Raw genomic sequence first — 16061 nt, forward strand, 5'->3', positions numbered from 1 at the left:
GTAATCAACTCATACAAAAATAGTTTTTTTGATGAAGTGTTCAGATTAATTTTTTATTTAAAACAGCAAGAATCGTTCCTGATTTAAATAAAAAATCCGTTTGAGTTTATTATTTCAAACGGATTCAATTTAATTTTTATTGTTATTTCTGAATAAAGGAAACTATTTTAGAAGTGAGTTCTTCAGAAATCGGAAGGCTTTCATTATTATAACTTTCTAAATTGGCCTGTTGGTCGCTTTCAATAATTTTCAGGATATGATTCATCTTATCAATAATAGCTAATTCTGAATTGGTATTCGCTTTGGATAAATTTTCCGCATCCTGAACGGTTACCTGTAGATCTTTGTTTCCCTGGAGGATTAAGATTGGAGCCGTAAGTTTCTTTATTTCTGTCTGCGGATTGTATTTGAACCAGGAAATTAGATAAGGTTGGATGCTGGCTCTAAAAAGAGAATTAAGCATTGGGTCCACATTCTTAACAGTTTTACCGTTTTTTAAACTGTCAATAATTGGGAAGGTCATGTCTTCAACCTGCTTCATTCCTTTGGAAGAAATTTGTGCCTTCAAAATTTTATCGGCAGAATCTCCGGCTCCTGCAATCGAAACAAATTTGTCAGCTTTTGTTCCGGCAATCATTCCTATTAATGATCCTTCGCTGTGGCCGATTACAATTACCTTCGAAAAACGTTTGTCTTGTTTTAGTAAATTAATCCAGCTTTTGGCATCCTCGGTATAATTTTCAAAAACTAATTCTCCTTCTGATATGGCAGCTGCTTTACTTTCGCCAATGCCTCTTTTATCATAGCGCAATGATGCAATTCCGTTTTTTGCCAAAATTTCAGCAAGCATTTTTAACGAATTATTTTTCATCATTGGATTATTTCCGTTTCGGTCTGTTGGTCCGGATCCCGCAATTATTAAGGCAGCAGGACATTTTTTTGATACATCCGGAATTGTCAGTGTACCATATAATTGATCGGTATTTATTTTTAAGATAACAGGAGATTCCTTAAATGGAATGTCTTTTTTATCCTGAGCGTTAACAAAACTCAGAATAAAAACGGTTAAAAGAAGGATGATTTTATTCATTCTAAAGTTATTTGATGTTGATACTATATGGCATTATCGCCTGAGCTCCTTTTAGCTTTTGAAGCCTTTTGATGTGTTCGATAAGCAGATAATTCTCTTCGCCAATTTCTTCTTTTATGAAATCTTCTTTTGATTGAGCGAAAGGAAGGCCGGATAATAAATCATTAAAATTTTTCTCGTATTCAGGATAATTTTGGGTACTGTATGATTTTATTTTGGCGATTTTAGCGGCTTCAGTAATAGCGTCATTAAGACCTCCAATTTTGTCTACCAAACCAATTTTTAAAGCTTCAGATCCTGACCAGACTCTTCCCTGGCCAATTGCATCCACTTGTGCAAAAGTCATTTTTCGGCCTTTGGCAACGTGTGTCACAAAAGTGTTGTAAATGTGTTCAACACTTTCCAGTGTAAAAGCTTTGAATTTTTCGTCGACAGGTACAAACGGACTATAATTAGCCGAATTTTCATGTGTTTTCACCTGCTCGCTATTGATCCCTAATTTGTTTGCCAAAGGACTGAAATTCGGTAAAACTCCAAAAACCCCAATTGAACCGGTAATCGTATTTTTTTCAGCAAAAATCTTATTGGCATTACAGGCAATATAATAACCACCAGAAGCAGCATAATTTCCCATAGAAACTACAACGGGTTTTACTTTTTTTGTAATTTCAATTTCTCTCCAGATTAAATCAGATGTGAGTGCGCTTCCGCCAGGACTGTCTACTCTTAACACAATTGCTTTTACATCCTCATTTTCCCTGGCTTCTTTTAATGAACGTCGCATGGAACCTTCACCAATTTGATTCACATCGCCTTCACCACTTCCAATTTCGCCCTGAGCGTAGATAATTGCTATCTCATCGGTTGCTGTATTAGTCAAAGCTGTTGTGATATTGTTTTGTGTATAATCTGAAATTGATATTTTATTATAATCATCATCACCGGTTACTTTCAAAGCTTTTTTGATTGCGTTGTGATACACATCTTCGTAGGCTACAATGTCAATCAGATGTTGTGTTTTTGCCATTTCGGGTGTTCTGGCTAATAACCCGTTTGCAATTTCGTTTAATCTGGCAACAGGAATATTTCGGCTTTTTGATATATCTGAAACAACAGTTGACCAAATAGAATTTAAAAGCGCGGTTATTTGTTCTCTGTTGGCATCGCTCATTTTATTTTCAAGGAAAGGCTCAACAGCACTTTTATATTTTCCATGGCGTATTACTTCCATATGGATGCCTGATTTTTCCTGAAAATCTTTAAAAAACATCACTTCAGAAGAAAGTCCTTTAAAGTCTAAATCTCCGGCAGGGTTCAAATAAATGGTATTTGCTACCGAGTTTAGATAATATTCTTTTTGTGAATAAGCATTGGCGTAAGCCCAGATAAATTTCCCAGATTTTTTGAAGCTTTCCAGCGCATTTCTCAAATCTTTATATTGTGCCAGTCCTAAAGAAGACTCATCATTTAATATGGAGATTCCTTTAATATTATCATCGGTTTTTGCCGCTTCAATCGCGTTGATTACATCAGTTAAACCAATTTTTCCATCCTTTGAAAATTGTGTCACCCATGGATCTGTAAATTTTCCTGCGTAGTCATTATTGATTCCTTTTAAGTCTAATTCAATAACAGAGTCAGCTTTCACTGTTACACTGTCGTCACCTCCAAAAATAGTTCCGATAAAAATTACTCCGAAGAAGAATAACATAATAAAAACAAAAATACCAATTACAGTGGCAACTACATTTCCTAAGAATTTCATAAATATATTTTTTTAATAAGTAGCAAAAACAGATGTTTCGTTACAGATTTTTACAAAGAAATCGAATTCACTTTTGAACCGTCTCACAAATATATTGCTAATTCTAAAATAGTTTTAGTTAATTTGCATTAATTATGAAATCACAGCATCAGGTCGTTTTATCAATAGGCAGCAATCAGGGAAACCGGTTGGAGAATATCCAAAGCTGTATTGATTTGATACATCAGGAGATTGGAACTATAATTCAGGTTTCAAAATTGTATGAAACGCCTGCATGGGGGTTTGAAAGTGATGCTTTTTATAATTGTGCCCTGCTTTTACATAGTAATTCTTCAGCCCAAAAAATACTCAGTCAGGTTCTGAAAGTAGAAAAACAGTTAGGCCGTATACGTACTGATCAGCAAGGTTATCAATCCCGGATTATAGATGTTGATCTGATTGCTTTTGATGATCAGATAATTGAAACAGAAAAACTTCACATTCCGCATCCGTTAATGCAAAACCGAAAGTTTGTTTTACTTCCCATGCAGGATTTGAAACTGGACTGGAAACATCCCGTTTTTCATAAAACGGTTTCTGAACTAATTGCGATTACATCAGATGACAGTGCTTGTAAAGTCATTCAGAATTTAAAAAATCCATTGGAAGAAATTCCGTTGGAAAAATTTAATTATATTGCTTTTGAAGGGAATATTGGGGCTGGAAAAACCACTTTAGTACAAAAAATTGCTGAAGATTTTAATGCAAAAACCGTATTGGAACGATTTGCTGATAATCCGTTTTTGCCAAAATTTTATAAAGATCAAAACCGATATGCTTTTCCGCTAGAAATGTCTTTTCTGGCAGATCGTTATCAGCAATTATCAGATGATCTTGCACAGTTCGACTTGTTCAGGGATTTTGTAATTGCCGATTATCATATTTTCAAGTCTCTGATTTTTGCTAAAATTACGCTGGCTGAAGATGAATATCGTCTGTACCGAAATTTGTTTGATATCATTTATAAAGAAATGCCAAAGCCGGATTTATATATTTATTTATATCAGAATACGGAGAGACTGCTTCAGAATATTAAAAAACGCGGCAGAAATTACGAACAAAATATTCAGGGAGATTATTTGGATAAAATAAATAACGGTTACTTAGAATATATTAAATCCCAAACAGATCTGAAGGTTTTGATAATTGATGTTTCCAATCGCGATTTTGTCAGGAAACACGAAGATTATCTTTTTGTACTGAATGAGATTCGAAGAGTAATCAGATAATGAGTGAATGTAACATTAGATAATTTCTTAAAGCACTTAAAAATTATAAAATTATCTAATTAATATATTTTCTAATTTAGATTATCTCTTCAGAGAAAAATGGCCTTTAAAAAGAGGGTTTGTATCATCGATTTTTAATATATACCAATAATCAGATGCAGGGAGCGGAACGTTATTAAAAGTACCATCCCATCTCATTTTTGATCCGTCTAATTGTGTTAATAGTTTCCCGTATTTATCAAAAATAGTGACTTGGGCTTCGGGATAATTTTCCATTCCTGTCACTTCCCAAAAATCATTATGAGAATCATTGTTAGGAGTAAAAAAAGGAGGAAAAACTAATACAATAAAGTTTTGGGAGGCTTCATTAATGTTGCATAAATTATCTTTAGCTTTTACATAAGCAGTCTGCAATCCGCCTGCTACACCATAAAAGGTATTTGAAGGTTGATAATTTATCCCGTCAACAGAGTATTCAAAATAAGCTGTTGCATTGGTCAGATGGATAGTGATAGTTGTGTTTTTTACGTCAATGTTTTTAATAATTGGTTTTTTATATTCAATAACGGTTATCGTTTTTATACTGGAACAATTTTCAGGATTAGGACTTGTTACTTCAACGGTATAGATGCCTTTTGTTTTAACTTCTATCGTTTGGGTTGTTTCTCCTGTTGACCATTTGTAGGTCATTCCACTTATTTTAGCATCTAATAGGACAGTCTGATTTTCACATAAAACAACTTCTTCATCAGTAACCACAGGAAGAGGATATACAATTACATTTGCCGGAGTACGATTTGAATTTGTGCAGCCACTGTATGAAGCTTCTGCATAATAGGTTGTATTTGCTGAAACGTTTGGTATAGTAAAACTGTTTCCTGTATAGATACTTGTTCCGCCAGTTAAATCTGTAAACCAATTAATGATTCCAATATTTGAAGTTGCCTGTAAAGTGACAGTTCCTGTTCCGCATCTGGAAACAGCAGAAGCTACAGTTGGACTGTCGGGAGTTTTATTGATAGTAGCAATTACAGCTTTTCGGTTTATTTCGCAGCCTGCATCTGCATAATAAGTCGTTGTCGTGTTTATTATTGGGGTTGTATAAGTGTTTCCGGTTGCCAGTAAATTACCTCCGGTCTGAGCATCATACCATCTTATCATACCGGCATTTGAAGCAGCATATAAAGTTAAAGGTCCTGAATCGCAAATTGGTCCTGGAACAGTAATTGTAGCTTCGGGAATTTTAATCTGTGTGCTCGCGGCAATTTCTAAAGGATATTCACCGGGCATTCCTCCGTACTCCACAATGTATCCTTTTGGCTCATAATTATCTCCGGGATTTAATGATCCTGTATTTGATAAATCATTCCAGGAACCTGGAATTCCAATACCCGGAGCAGTAATGTGTGCATAATCTTCATCTCCTAACTGATTCGGCTCATTGGTGTTCCAAAAAGCAAAATTAGGAGTAGTTCCGTTAGAAAGACCATTCCAAAAAATCGTTCCTGTTCCATTATTTGCGATTCCTTCGGGGCCTGTGACCCATTTCCATACATTTTCTGTTTCAGCGTCACTTCCGCCAATCCAGCCAGCTCCTGAGGCCTGCTCACCTGATAATTTCGCTTCATCTGCAGCTGTAATAGTAGCCAGATATCCTTTGAGCCCGTAATAAGTGCTGCTTTCTGCTGCTGATTTTGCCTGAGTCCACGAAATACCAACGTTAGGAACAAATTGATAAAAATGCCCGGTTGAGGGTAAATAATTTGCCTGGCCAATAGTTATAGAAAAAGTTTTGGTTCCTGAAACTGTAGGTGAGGAATTAGAGTAAACAATGTTCTTAACAGCTTCAACAACATCTGTGAAAAAGATGTCAATGCCGCTACGGCTTAAAAGAGTAAGTTTCCCTGAAGCGGAATCCCAATATTCTGCTATAGACGGATGTAGTGAGGGATCTAAAAGCCTTAATCTGTCAAAGCCGGCAGAATATCCTGATGAAATTTGAATATAAATTGCACGGACTCGATTATCGTTTGGATTATGTATTATAGAAAAATCAGTAACAATCTTAATATCAGTATTAGGACAGTATATTTGATTTCCGGCAGCAGTTAGTACAGGTGCATTTCGATTCATTACATTACAGCTGTTCAAATAGGAAGCAGAAAGATCTTTGAAGGCAGACCAATTCGTATTAGAGTAAACCGCATTATCTACTTGTATACAGGTTAGGTCCGGGTTAGATTGTGTGTTTAAAATTTGTATTAAATTGTTGTTGCCGTTTTTTAAGTTTAATGTGGTTAATTTATTATTAGAGCAAGATAGAATGTTTAAATTTGTGTTTTTAGAAAGATCTAATTTGGTTATGAGATTATGATTACACAAAAAATGAGTTAGATTTATATTTTTTGAAACATCTAAACTGGATAATTGATTCATATAACAAATAAATTCTGTTAGATTTATATTGTTTGATGTATTTAATGTTGTCAGTTGGTTTAATGTACATCCAAGAGAACTTAAGGAAGTGTTTTTTGAAATATCTAAAGTTGTTAATTGATTGTAACTGCACTCTAAGTTTTTTAAAGAAGGGTTATTTGAAATGTCTAAATTTTTTAATTTATTATGTTGACAATTTAAATCCGTTAAAGCCAGGTTGCCTGAAACATTTAGATTATCTAATTGATTGCTCAGGCAGTTTAATTTTGATAAATTGATATTTTTAGAAACATCTAAATTGGTTAATAAATTCGCTGAAATTATTAACTCTGTTAAAGCTGTGTTTTTAGAAAGATTTACTTTTGAAAGTTCGTTATCATTACAATTCAAATATTTCAAAGAGATAAAATCCTCAATTCCTGTTATATTGCTTACCTCTTTTCCGTAGATGTTTAAGCTGGTTATATTGTTTATGCTGGAAGTTAATACTCTGTGATCAATAGGACCACTATCAATTCCTAAATCAATTAAAGCCTTTTCAAAATTTGGATCAGGAATCGATGTGTATTGAGCCGAACAAAACAGACCTGACAAAAATAAAAATAGCAAAAACATTTTTCTCATAACAAATTGATTTGTAAACTCTTTTAGTAAAAGTACTTAAGAGAATTGTGAAATAAATGCTATGAATAGACTTTTTTGTTTAAATAATGGTAATTTTTATATGTATTATAAATTAAAGCTGATTTTTTTGAATAAATCCCAAACGACTATCCCTGCACTAACGGCAATGTTCAAAGAATGTTTAGTTCCGAGTTGCGGAATTTCGATACAGCCGTCGCAAACAGCTACGGCTTCCTGAGCAACACCATATACTTCATTGCCGAAAACTAATGCATATTTCTTATTTTTCTCAACTTTAAAATCCTGAAGAAAAATAGCACTTTCAACCTGCTCGATCGCAAGAGTTTCTACGTTTTCTTTTTTTAAGTTTTTAATAACTTCCAGAACATTTTCATGATGTTCCCAGGCAACGGTTTCGGTGGCGCCAAGAGCTGTTTTATGAATTTCTTTATTTGGAGGAGTGGCTGTTATGCCGCATAAAATTATTTTCTCAACCAAAAATGCATCGGCAGTTCTAAATACGGATCCTATATTATGTAAGCTACGAATATCGTCTAACACCAAAATCAGCGGTGTTTTCTCTGATTTTTTAAAATCGTCAATTGATTTTCTGTCCAGTTCACTATTTTCAAGTTTTCTCATTTGGGTTGAATTCAGGTCATAAAAAAAGCTTCCAAAGATAAGGAAGCTTTTTCGATTATTTTATTGTTTTCAGATTAGCTTTTTACAGGATCCGGTAAAACAGTACCTTTAATAGTTAATGTTTTTGTAGGCTGACCTTCTGCATTAGAAGTAACTGTTACCGTTTTTGTAAATGCACCAACTCTGTCAGTAGCATATTTTACACCAATAACACCTTTGGCTCCAGGAGCAATCGGCTCTTTTGGTGTTGTTGGTACAGTACAACCACAAGATCCGGTAGCATTAGTAATAATTAATGGCTTTGTCCCGTTGTTTACAAAAACAAACTGACGATTACCATCTGCATTGTGAGCAATAGTTCCGTAATCAATAGTCTCGTTTTCAAAAACCATTCCGGCTCCCTGAACTTTAGCAGCTTTAGTTGTAGTAGCTTTTTTAGTACTTTGAGCATTAGAAGCTGTAATTCCTGCTACAGCCAACATAGCAAATAAAATTATTTTTTTCATCTTTTAAGAGTCTTTGTTTTAATGATGAACAAATCTATGTAAAATTCTCAAATGTCAACTTAAAAAATCCTTAAAATATTTTAATTTTTGAAGCTCTTCGATATTCCTTCAAAATATTATAAATTCGCTGTCACAATTTTCATTTAATAAACATACTAATTTGGCAGCGAAAGAGAAAGTGGTGAAAGAAACACCTTTGATGAAACAGTATAATGAAATCAAGAGGAAATATCCTGATGCATGTTTGCTTTTCAGAGTAGGAGATTTTTATGAAACCTTTGGAGAAGATGCCATCAGGGCCTCTAAAATTCTGGGTATAACATTGACCAAAAGAGGAGCGGGTTCTGATACAGAAACTGCTCTGGCTGGTTTTCCGCATCATTCAATTAATACCTACCTGCCTAAATTAGTAAAAGCAGGACTTCGTGTTGCGATTTGTGATCAGCTGGAAGATCCTAAAATGACCAAAACGATCGTTAAACGTGGCGTAACTGAATTAGTCACGCCCGGAGTTTCTTTAAACGATGAGGTTTTACAGTCTAAAACAAATAACTTTTTGGCATCGGTTTATTTTGCCAATAAAAATATAGGAGTTTCATTTTTGGATGTTTCAACCGGAGAATTTTTAACCGCTCAGGGTAATGCCGAATACATAGATAAATTGTTGCAGAACTTTAATCCAAGTGAAGTGCTTGTTCCTAAAACCTGTAAAACAGAGTTTAAGGATGCTTTTGGGGATGATTTTCACAGTTTTTATCTTGAAGACTGGATATATAAAGAAGATTATGCATTAGAAACTTTAACCAAACATTTTCAGACCGTTTCTTTAAAAGGTTTTGGTGTAGAGGAACTGAAAGAAGGAATTATTGCTTCAGGGGCTATTTTATATTATTTGTCCGAAACACAGCATAACAGGGTGCAGCACATAACGGCAATCCAGCGTATTGCAGAGGACGCTTATGTATGGATGGACCGTTTTACAATCCGAAACTTAGAATTATATCACAGTTATAATCCAAATGCAGTAACCCTTTTGGATGTTATAGATCGTACGCTTTCGCCAATGGGAGGCAGATTGTTGAAGCGATGGCTGGCTCTTCCATTAAAAGATGCTAATAAAATTAAAGGACGTCATGATGTCGTTTCATATCTAAAGTCAAATCCTGAAATTCTTCATAATATTCAATATCAGATCAAACAAATTTCAGATCTGGAACGTTTGATTTCTAAAATCGCTGCAGGGAAAGTTTCGCCTCGTGAAATTGTGTATTTAAGAGAATCTTTGGATGCTATTATTCCAATTAAAACCTTGGCACTAGAAAGTCCGCAGGAAGCTGTGAAAGTTATTGGGGATAGCTTACATGCATGTGATTTATTGAGAGAAAAAATTAAAGTCACATTAAATCAGGATGCGCCTGTTGCGATTGCAAAAGGTAATGCCATTGCAAAAGGTATTAGTGAAGAGTTAGATGAGCTGCGTGCTATTTCAACTTCAGGAAAAGAGTTTTTGGAGGGTATTGAAAAAAGAGAGTCAGAAAGAACGGGAATCTCGTCTTTAAAAATTTCTTTCAATAATGTTTTTGGCTATTATATTGAAGTGCGAAACACACACAAAGATAAAGTGCCGGAAGAGTGGATTCGCAAACAGACTTTGGTAAATGCCGAACGTTATATTACCGAAGAATTAAAAGAATACGAAACAAAAATTTTAGGTGCCGAAGAAAGAATCCATAAAATTGAAACCGATCTTTTTGAGCAATTGGTAGCGTGGATTGCAACTTACATCAAGCCGGTTCAAATGAATGCATATTTGGTGGCACAGTTGGATTGTTTGTGCTCATTTACGCAGCTGGCTGTCGAAAATCAGTACGTATGTCCTGAAATTGATGATACGTTCGAATTGGATATCAAAAATGGAAGGCATCCTGTAATTGAGAAACAATTACCCGTTGGTACTCCTTATATTGCAAATGATGTTTATCTGGATAGGGAAGTGCAGCAGATTATCATGATTACAGGGCCGAATATGTCTGGTAAGTCAGCTATTTTAAGGCAAACAGCCCTGATAGTGCTTTTGGCTCAAATGGGAAGCTTTGTACCGGCTGATAGTGTGAGAATGGGAATTGTGGATAAAATTTTTACCAGAGTAGGGGCTTCGGATAATATTTCTATGGGGGAATCTACTTTCATGGTAGAGATGAATGAAACCGCTTCTATTTTGAATAATATTTCAGACAGAAGTTTGGTTTTATTGGATGAAATCGGGCGCGGAACGAGTACTTATGACGGAATTTCGATTGCCTGGGCTATTGCCGAATTTTTGCATGAGCATCCCGGAAGAGCGAAAACATTGTTTGCAACACATTATCATGAATTAAATGAAATGACGGAATCGTTACCAAGAATTCAAAATCATAATGTGGCTGTGAAAGAGTTAAAAGATACAGTTCTTTTTATTCGTAAACTGGTAAAAGGAGGAAGTGCCCATAGTTTTGGTATTCATGTGGCAAAAATGGCAGGTATGCCACAGCTGGTTATCTCAAAGGCTCAAAAATTACTAAAAAAACTGGAGAAGAACCATTCCAGTGATGCCTTAAATGGAATCAAATCTGCAAATGATGAAATGCAGATGAGTTTCTTTAATCTGGATGATCCTTTATTGGAAGAGATAAAAGAAGAGATTATGAGTCTTGATATAAATGCGATTACTCCGGTTGAAGCATTAATGAAGCTGAATGAGATTAAGCGAATGCTGGTTAAGAAATAAATTTCAGATTTAAAGTTTAGGTTATCAGAAAGTTATAAAATAAGTGTGATTTTTTTTCGAAAAAGGCTTGTTTAATTGAATAAATGTCCTAAATTTGCACTCGCAATACAGAACAAAGTGTTGTAGTTCTTAGTAAAATTTGAAACGCGAAAATAGCTCAGTTGGTAGAGCGCGACCTTGCCAAGGTCGAGGTCGCGGGTTCGAGCCCCGTTTTTCGCTCAAAACCATATAATGCTCTGATGGTATTTTGATTATTTAATTTTTTTTAAAAAAATTAGCTAAAAAAATATCTAAAAGTATAATTGCTCGGATGGTGAAATTGGTAGACACGCTGGACTTAAAATCCAGTGAACAGCAATGTTCGTGCGGGTTCAAGTCCCGCTCTGAGTACTAAAGCCTCTTCTTTTGAAGAGGCTTTTTTTATGGTGTGAACTGAGGTTAAAATAAATTTTGTAGAAATTTGTTTTAAAAGAATCTAAGAATTCTGAAATAAACAATCTAAAATCTAAAATTCAAATGGGTGCTTTTGTAGTTAGCAGGCGATTTAATGATGAGTATAAATTTGTATTTACTTCCAGGAAAGGGAAAGTGATATTTACTAGTTTGAGTTATGAGCTGAAATTTGAATGTGAAGAGGATATTGAGAAATTTAAAGTGAATATTGAGCAGGCTAAATTTTTGAAATTTAAGGGCTCTGGAGGGAAATATTTCTTTAAGCTAATGCTGGGTGAGGTTCATTTTGCAACAAGCCGTAAATACACTACAGAGTTGCTTTTGCAGAAAGGGATAAAAGAGATTGTTATGTATGCTTCAAGAGCAGAGATTTTGGATTTTTCTTCAAATGAATCGATTTTTGAAGATGAGGTGGTGATGGAGGAGGCTGAGGAGTGAAAAAAGTGATTGTGAATTTTTAAAACGCTTTTTTATTGTAAATGATAAAATGAAATTTTATAGCACAAAAAAAAACCATCTCAAGGATGGTTTTAAAAATGTTAGAACTTAGGTTCTAATTATTTTTTTACTTCTTTAGCAGCTTCTTCTACTTTTGCAGCAGCAGAATCAACAGTTGTAGCAGCAGAATCAACTACAGCAGCAGCAGAATCAACTACAGCAGCAGCAGAATCAACAGTAACTGCAGTAGAATCTACAGTTTCAGTAGCTGCAGCGTCAGCTTTTTTACAAGATACAACAGTTAAAACAGCAACAACAGCTAAACTTAAAAATACTTTTTTCATCTTACTTTATTATAAAAGGTTAATTATTAATTCGAGGCAAAGATATAAATTTTTTAATATGTAAAATATTTTTTTATTTTTTTTTTAAAATATTTTCCTTTGTCACTCGATGTTCTTACTTATCAATTAATATGCCAAAACTGACAAAACGAGTTATATTGTTGTATTTTTTGAAAATTTTGTTTTTCATTGAATATTCAAAAAAGATTTAGTGATTTTGATTTAGTTACTTGTGGTTTGTCTTGGTTTTTACTTATTATTTTTGAGTTCAGAAAATGTTGTTGGTATGTGATTTTAATTTTTTTAGAGAATCTGAAGGTAGAAAAATGAATATTTTTGGCTTTAACGTCTATGAGATGGTTGTGATAATGGTGTCTGTTGCTCCTTTGTTGTTCTGAATATAGGATTTGCAAATTTCTCCTTTTTCATTAAGAAAACCTTTATCAGAAAGAAAACGATCAAACATTTGTTTTAATTCTTCCTTGTTGGAAATTACGATACAACCTCCAAGGTTTACTAATTCAATAGCTTCTGCAAATTTCGAATAATTGGGACCGATAACAATTGGGATTCCAAAGGTTGCCGGCTCTAAAATATTGTGAATGCCTGGATTGCCAAAGCCACCGCCTACATAAGCGATAGTTCCATAGCTGTAAATTTTGGTTAATAAGCCAACTGTGTCAATTATGAAAACATTGTAATCGGCTAAAATTTTGTTTTCTTTTTCAGAAAATATAACTGTTTTTTTTGTAATGGCGTTTTTTAGATTTTCAATTTGCTCTGTCTTAATATTATGTGGGGCAATAATAAATTTTACAGTTGAAGAAGCCTGATTGATATATTCAGCTAATAAAGCTTCGTCTTTTGGCCAGGAACTTCCAATTACAATCAGCGGCTGGTTGTTTTTGAAAGTTTCAATAAAGTCAAGGGAATTATCACGGTCTAAAATCGCATTTACACGATCGAAACGAGTGTCTCCAGAAACAATTACATTGTGAAATCCTATAGATTCAATTTTTGTTTTGGAGTCTTCATTCTGAACAAAAAAATAAGTAAAAGTTTTTAATGCCTTTCTGTAAAATCCACCATACCATTTAAAGAACATCTGGCCGTTTCTAAAAATACCGGAAACTAAATAAACAGGTGTTTTTTGTTTTTTCAATTCTTCCAGATAATTAAGCCAAAACTCATATTTAATAAAAAAGACCATTTCAGGATGAACTAATTTTAAAAATCGTTTTGCATTGCCTTTAGTATCCAGAGGAAGGTAAATTGTTATATCGGCGACATTATTGTTTTTGCGGACTTCATAACCCGAAGGAGAAAAAAACGTAACAATGATTTTGTGTGAAGGGTATTTTTCTTTGATTTTTTCAATTACCGGGAGGCCTTGTTCGTATTCGCCTAATGAAGCTGAGTGAAACCAGATTGTTTTGTCTTCCAGTTTGATTTTTTCTTCTAAATTGGAAAAAACATTTTTTCGGCCATCGACAAAAAGTTTAATTTTTGAACTGAAAAGCGCTACTATTTTAAGAAAAAAAGCAGCAAGTAAAACGACTAAATTGTATAGAAAAAGCATCTGTTTAAATTTGGGGCTAAATTACGTTTCTTTCGATTATTTTCATTGTTTGAAGGTATTAAATAACTATTTTTGCTTTTCGTTTTAAAGATTTTGATGTAAATCCGAATCTTCAGATATAAAATAAGAAAGATAAATGAAAAAAATTCAAATGGTTGACTTAAAAAGTCAATACGAAAAAATAAAAGCTACTGTTGATGCTTCAATTCAGGAAGTTTTAGATACAAATACTTATATAAACGGACCTTTGGTTCATCAGTTTCAAAAAAATCTTGAAGATTATTTAGGTGCAAAACATGTTATTCCTTGTGCGAATGGAACTGATGCTTTGCAAATTGCGATGATGGGATTAGATTTAAAACCAGGGGATGAAGTTATTACGGCTGATTTTACATTTGCAGCAACTGTTGAAGTTATTGCTTTGTTACAATTAACGCCGGTTTTGGTAGATGTTGATCTGCATAATATGAATATCGATATTGACGCTGTTAAAAAAGCTATCACACCAAGAACAAAAGCAATTGTACCGGTTCATTTATTCGGGCGCGCTGCTAATATGGATGCGATTATGGAAATTGCGTCAGAACATAATTTGTATGTAATTGAAGATAATGCACAGGCAATTGGTGCTGATTATATTTCTAAATCAGGCGTAAAAAGCAAAGTAGGGGTTATTGGTCACGTTGCGGCAACATCTTTTTTTCCGTCTAAGAATTTAGGCTGTTATGGAGATGGCGGCGCGATTTTTACTAACGATGATAAATTGGCACACATTATCCGCGGAATCGTAAATCACGGAATGTATGAGCGTTATCACCATGATGTTGTTGGGGTTAATTCGCGTTTAGATAGTATTCAGGCAGGGGTTTTAAATGCAAAATTACCACTTTTGGATGAGTATAATGCAGCTCGACGTTTGGCTGCTTCTAAATATAATGCTGCTTTTGCGGGAAATAAAAGTATCATTACACCGGAATTTGATCCGAATGAAAATGATCACGTTTTTCATCAATATGTTTTAAGAATTATTGATGCAGACAGAAATGCATTGATGCAGTATTTATTGGATAAAGGAATTCCGTGTGCAATTTATTATCCAATTCCGTTGCATTCTCAGAAAGCGTATGTTGATTCCCGTTATAAGGAAGAGCAGTTTCCTGTAACTAATCAATTAGTAAAAGAAGTTATTGCATTGCCAATTCATACTGAACTTGACGATGAGCAAATTAAATTTATTACAGATGCTGTTTTAGAATTTTTGAATAAATAATTGAGTTTAAAATATATTCAAACCCAAATTGTCAATTTTTGATGATTTGGGTTTTCGTTTTTAATCTACTTTCTTAAAAACCACAAGTTTTCCCGACGGATTAGAAAGTGTTAATCGGTTGTTTTTAATTGAATAACTAGTCGTGTTTTGAAGTGTTTTTACAAATTTATCTTCTTTATTGTTTTCCGGGCAAGCCATTAAAGTAGAGGTTATATTGTTGAATCTAAGTAAGTCATTTTCGAAAAATAAACTTCCGCTAATTGAGTTACAGCCTCCAAATCCCATAAATTTGTTTTCTTCTGCGTGAATTTCGATTCGTGGTAGTTCTTTCTGAAAATCAGTAATAAAAACTTTAAATCCGTTTAGTTCTTCCAAAACCCAAATGTCATGTAATCGATAATCCGTAATGTATTTTCCGCAACCTTCAATTTTTTGAGTATTAGAATCTGTATTGTTTTTAATTTCAAGAGAAACTTTATAAGGTGAAATTATTCCGGACATTGAGTTTTGACATTCAATTTGTTGAATAGAAATCACAGCACTGGACTTTTCGTTTTTTACTTTGTATGTTTTTACATTAGCATCCATAGCTCTGATTGGTTTGGCCGTTGCAAAAGCAATACTTTCTTTTCCTTTAATCAAAGAGGTGAAAATAATTTGCTCTTTACCAATTTTTAATTCCCAAAAAGGTTCATTTCCGGTTGCTTTAAAATAAGTGGTATTGTCTTCTTCAGATTTGTTCTCTGAGATGGATTTGCTATTGTTTTTTTTAGTGTTTGAATTTGTAGCACTTATAGATTTACAGCTATATGCTAAAGTAACTATAATAAGTAACATTAAGTATTTTTTCATGTCAGATATTTTAGAATTAAACATAGC

12 protein-coding genes and 2 tRNA genes are annotated in these 16061 nt (G+C 33.9%); 6 read left to right on the forward strand and 8 right to left on the reverse strand.

Annotation, left to right across the window (positions count from 1 at the left end; translation table 11 throughout):
- Positions 1-142: 142 nt before the first annotated feature.
- Positions 143-1090, reverse strand: coding sequence for an alpha/beta hydrolase family protein (locus GXM16_RS02945; protein ID WP_163392556.1), 948 nt, complete (start codon positions 1088-1090; stop codon positions 143-145).
- A 7-nt stretch (positions 1091-1097) separates the two neighbouring features.
- On the reverse strand, positions 1098-2855 hold the full coding sequence (gene sppA, locus GXM16_RS02950; protein WP_163392558.1) for a signal peptide peptidase SppA: 1758 nt from the start codon (positions 2853-2855) through the stop codon (positions 1098-1100).
- Between the two features lie 134 nt (positions 2856-2989).
- Here sppA and folK point away from each other — a divergent pair, with 134 nt between their 5' ends.
- Positions 2990-4123 (forward strand): 2-amino-4-hydroxy-6-hydroxymethyldihydropteridine diphosphokinase, encoded by a 1134-nt coding sequence (gene folK / locus GXM16_RS02955; protein ID WP_163392560.1) that lies wholly within the window; start codon positions 2990-2992, stop codon positions 4121-4123.
- 81 nt (positions 4124-4204) lie between these two features.
- On the opposite strand, the gene GXM16_RS02960 is transcribed toward folK, so the two are convergent.
- The 3 genes from GXM16_RS02960 to GXM16_RS02970 all read right to left on the reverse strand — a co-directional run bounded on the left by GXM16_RS02960 (position 4205) and on the right by GXM16_RS02970 (position 8331).
- Entirely contained in the window at positions 4205-7183 is a 2979-nt protein-coding gene (locus GXM16_RS02960; protein ID WP_229684146.1) for an Ig-like domain-containing protein, read from the reverse strand.
- A 105-nt stretch (positions 7184-7288) separates the two neighbouring features.
- The gene (locus tag GXM16_RS02965) at positions 7289-7825 is read right to left on the reverse strand and encodes an RNA methyltransferase (RefSeq protein ID WP_163392562.1); all 537 of its coding nucleotides are present in this window, start codon (positions 7823-7825) and stop codon (positions 7289-7291) included.
- A 74-nt stretch (positions 7826-7899) separates the two neighbouring features.
- On the reverse strand, positions 7900-8331 hold the full coding sequence (locus GXM16_RS02970; protein ID WP_163392564.1) for a DUF1573 domain-containing protein: 432 nt from the start codon (positions 8329-8331) through the stop codon (positions 7900-7902).
- Positions 8332-8491: 160 nt separating this feature from the next.
- Here GXM16_RS02970 and mutS point away from each other — a divergent pair, with 160 nt between their 5' ends.
- The 4 genes from mutS (at position 8492) to GXM16_RS02990 (ending at position 11989) form a co-directional block, all read left to right on the forward strand.
- The gene (gene mutS, locus GXM16_RS02975) at positions 8492-11098 is read left to right on the forward strand and encodes a DNA mismatch repair protein MutS (protein WP_163392566.1); all 2607 of its coding nucleotides are present in this window, start codon (positions 8492-8494) and stop codon (positions 11096-11098) included.
- A 146-nt stretch (positions 11099-11244) separates the two neighbouring features.
- Positions 11245-11317: transfer RNA gene (locus GXM16_RS02980), tRNA-Gly, on the forward strand.
- Positions 11318-11402: 85 nt separating this feature from the next.
- A tRNA-Leu gene (locus GXM16_RS02985) sits at positions 11403-11488 on the forward strand.
- 126 nt (positions 11489-11614) lie between these two features.
- Complete coding sequence (locus GXM16_RS02990; protein WP_163392568.1) at positions 11615-11989, forward strand: DUF1508 domain-containing protein; 375 nt, start codon at positions 11615-11617, stop codon at positions 11987-11989.
- A gap of 119 nt (positions 11990-12108) precedes the next feature.
- Here the strand turns inward: GXM16_RS02990 and GXM16_RS02995 are convergent, their stop codons facing one another.
- Both GXM16_RS02995 and GXM16_RS03000 read right to left on the reverse strand, forming a co-directional pair.
- Entirely contained in the window at positions 12109-12333 is a 225-nt protein-coding gene (locus GXM16_RS02995; protein ID WP_110348862.1) for a PG1828 family lipoprotein, read from the reverse strand.
- Between the two features lie 349 nt (positions 12334-12682).
- The gene (locus tag GXM16_RS03000; RefSeq protein WP_163392570.1) at positions 12683-13912 is read right to left on the reverse strand and encodes a 3-deoxy-D-manno-octulosonic acid transferase; all 1230 of its coding nucleotides are present in this window, start codon (positions 13910-13912) and stop codon (positions 12683-12685) included.
- 136 nt (positions 13913-14048) lie between these two features.
- Here GXM16_RS03000 and GXM16_RS03005 point away from each other — a divergent pair, with 136 nt between their 5' ends.
- Entirely contained in the window at positions 14049-15182 is a 1134-nt protein-coding gene (locus tag GXM16_RS03005; protein ID WP_163392572.1) for a DegT/DnrJ/EryC1/StrS family aminotransferase, read from the forward strand.
- A gap of 60 nt (positions 15183-15242) precedes the next feature.
- Here GXM16_RS03005 and GXM16_RS03010 read toward each other — a convergent pair whose 3' ends face one another.
- On the reverse strand, positions 15243-16034 hold the full coding sequence (locus GXM16_RS03010) for an META domain-containing protein (protein ID WP_163392574.1): 792 nt from the start codon (positions 16032-16034) through the stop codon (positions 15243-15245).
- Positions 16035-16061 lie beyond the last annotated feature (27 nt).

Source organism: Flavobacterium limi, from assembly GCF_010645075.1.
Classification (GTDB): domain Bacteria; phylum Bacteroidota; class Bacteroidia; order Flavobacteriales; family Flavobacteriaceae; genus Flavobacterium; species Flavobacterium limi.

Excerpts from the sequence above, each read along its gene's own strand:
- GXM16_RS02965 (WP_163392562.1), bottom strand. The coding sequence starts at position 7,825 with ATGAGAAAACTTGAAAATAGTGAACTGGACAGAAAATCAATTGACGAT.
- GXM16_RS02990 (WP_163392568.1), top strand. The coding sequence starts at position 11,615 with ATGGGTGCTTTTGTAGTTAGCAGGCGATTTAATGATGAGTATAAATTT.
- folK (WP_163392560.1), top strand. The coding sequence starts at position 2,990 with ATGAAATCACAGCATCAGGTCGTTTTATCAATAGGCAGCAATCAGGGA.
- GXM16_RS02960 (WP_229684146.1), bottom strand. The coding sequence starts at position 7,183 with ATGAGAAAAATGTTTTTGCTATTTTTATTTTTGTCAGGTCTGTTTTGT.
- GXM16_RS02995 (WP_110348862.1), bottom strand. The coding sequence starts at position 12,333 with ATGAAAAAAGTATTTTTAAGTTTAGCTGTTGTTGCTGTTTTAACTGTT.
- GXM16_RS03000 (WP_163392570.1), bottom strand. The coding sequence starts at position 13,912 with ATGCTTTTTCTATACAATTTAGTCGTTTTACTTGCTGCTTTTTTTCTT.
- GXM16_RS03010 (WP_163392574.1), bottom strand. The coding sequence starts at position 16,034 with ATGAAAAAATACTTAATGTTACTTATTATAGTTACTTTAGCATATAGC.
- GXM16_RS03005 (WP_163392572.1), top strand. The coding sequence starts at position 14,049 with ATGAAAAAAATTCAAATGGTTGACTTAAAAAGTCAATACGAAAAAATA.
- sppA (WP_163392558.1), bottom strand. The coding sequence starts at position 2,855 with ATGAAATTCTTAGGAAATGTAGTTGCCACTGTAATTGGTATTTTTGTT.
- GXM16_RS02970 (WP_163392564.1), bottom strand. The coding sequence starts at position 8,331 with ATGAAAAAAATAATTTTATTTGCTATGTTGGCTGTAGCAGGAATTACA.
- GXM16_RS02945 (WP_163392556.1), bottom strand. The coding sequence starts at position 1,090 with ATGAATAAAATCATCCTTCTTTTAACCGTTTTTATTCTGAGTTTTGTT.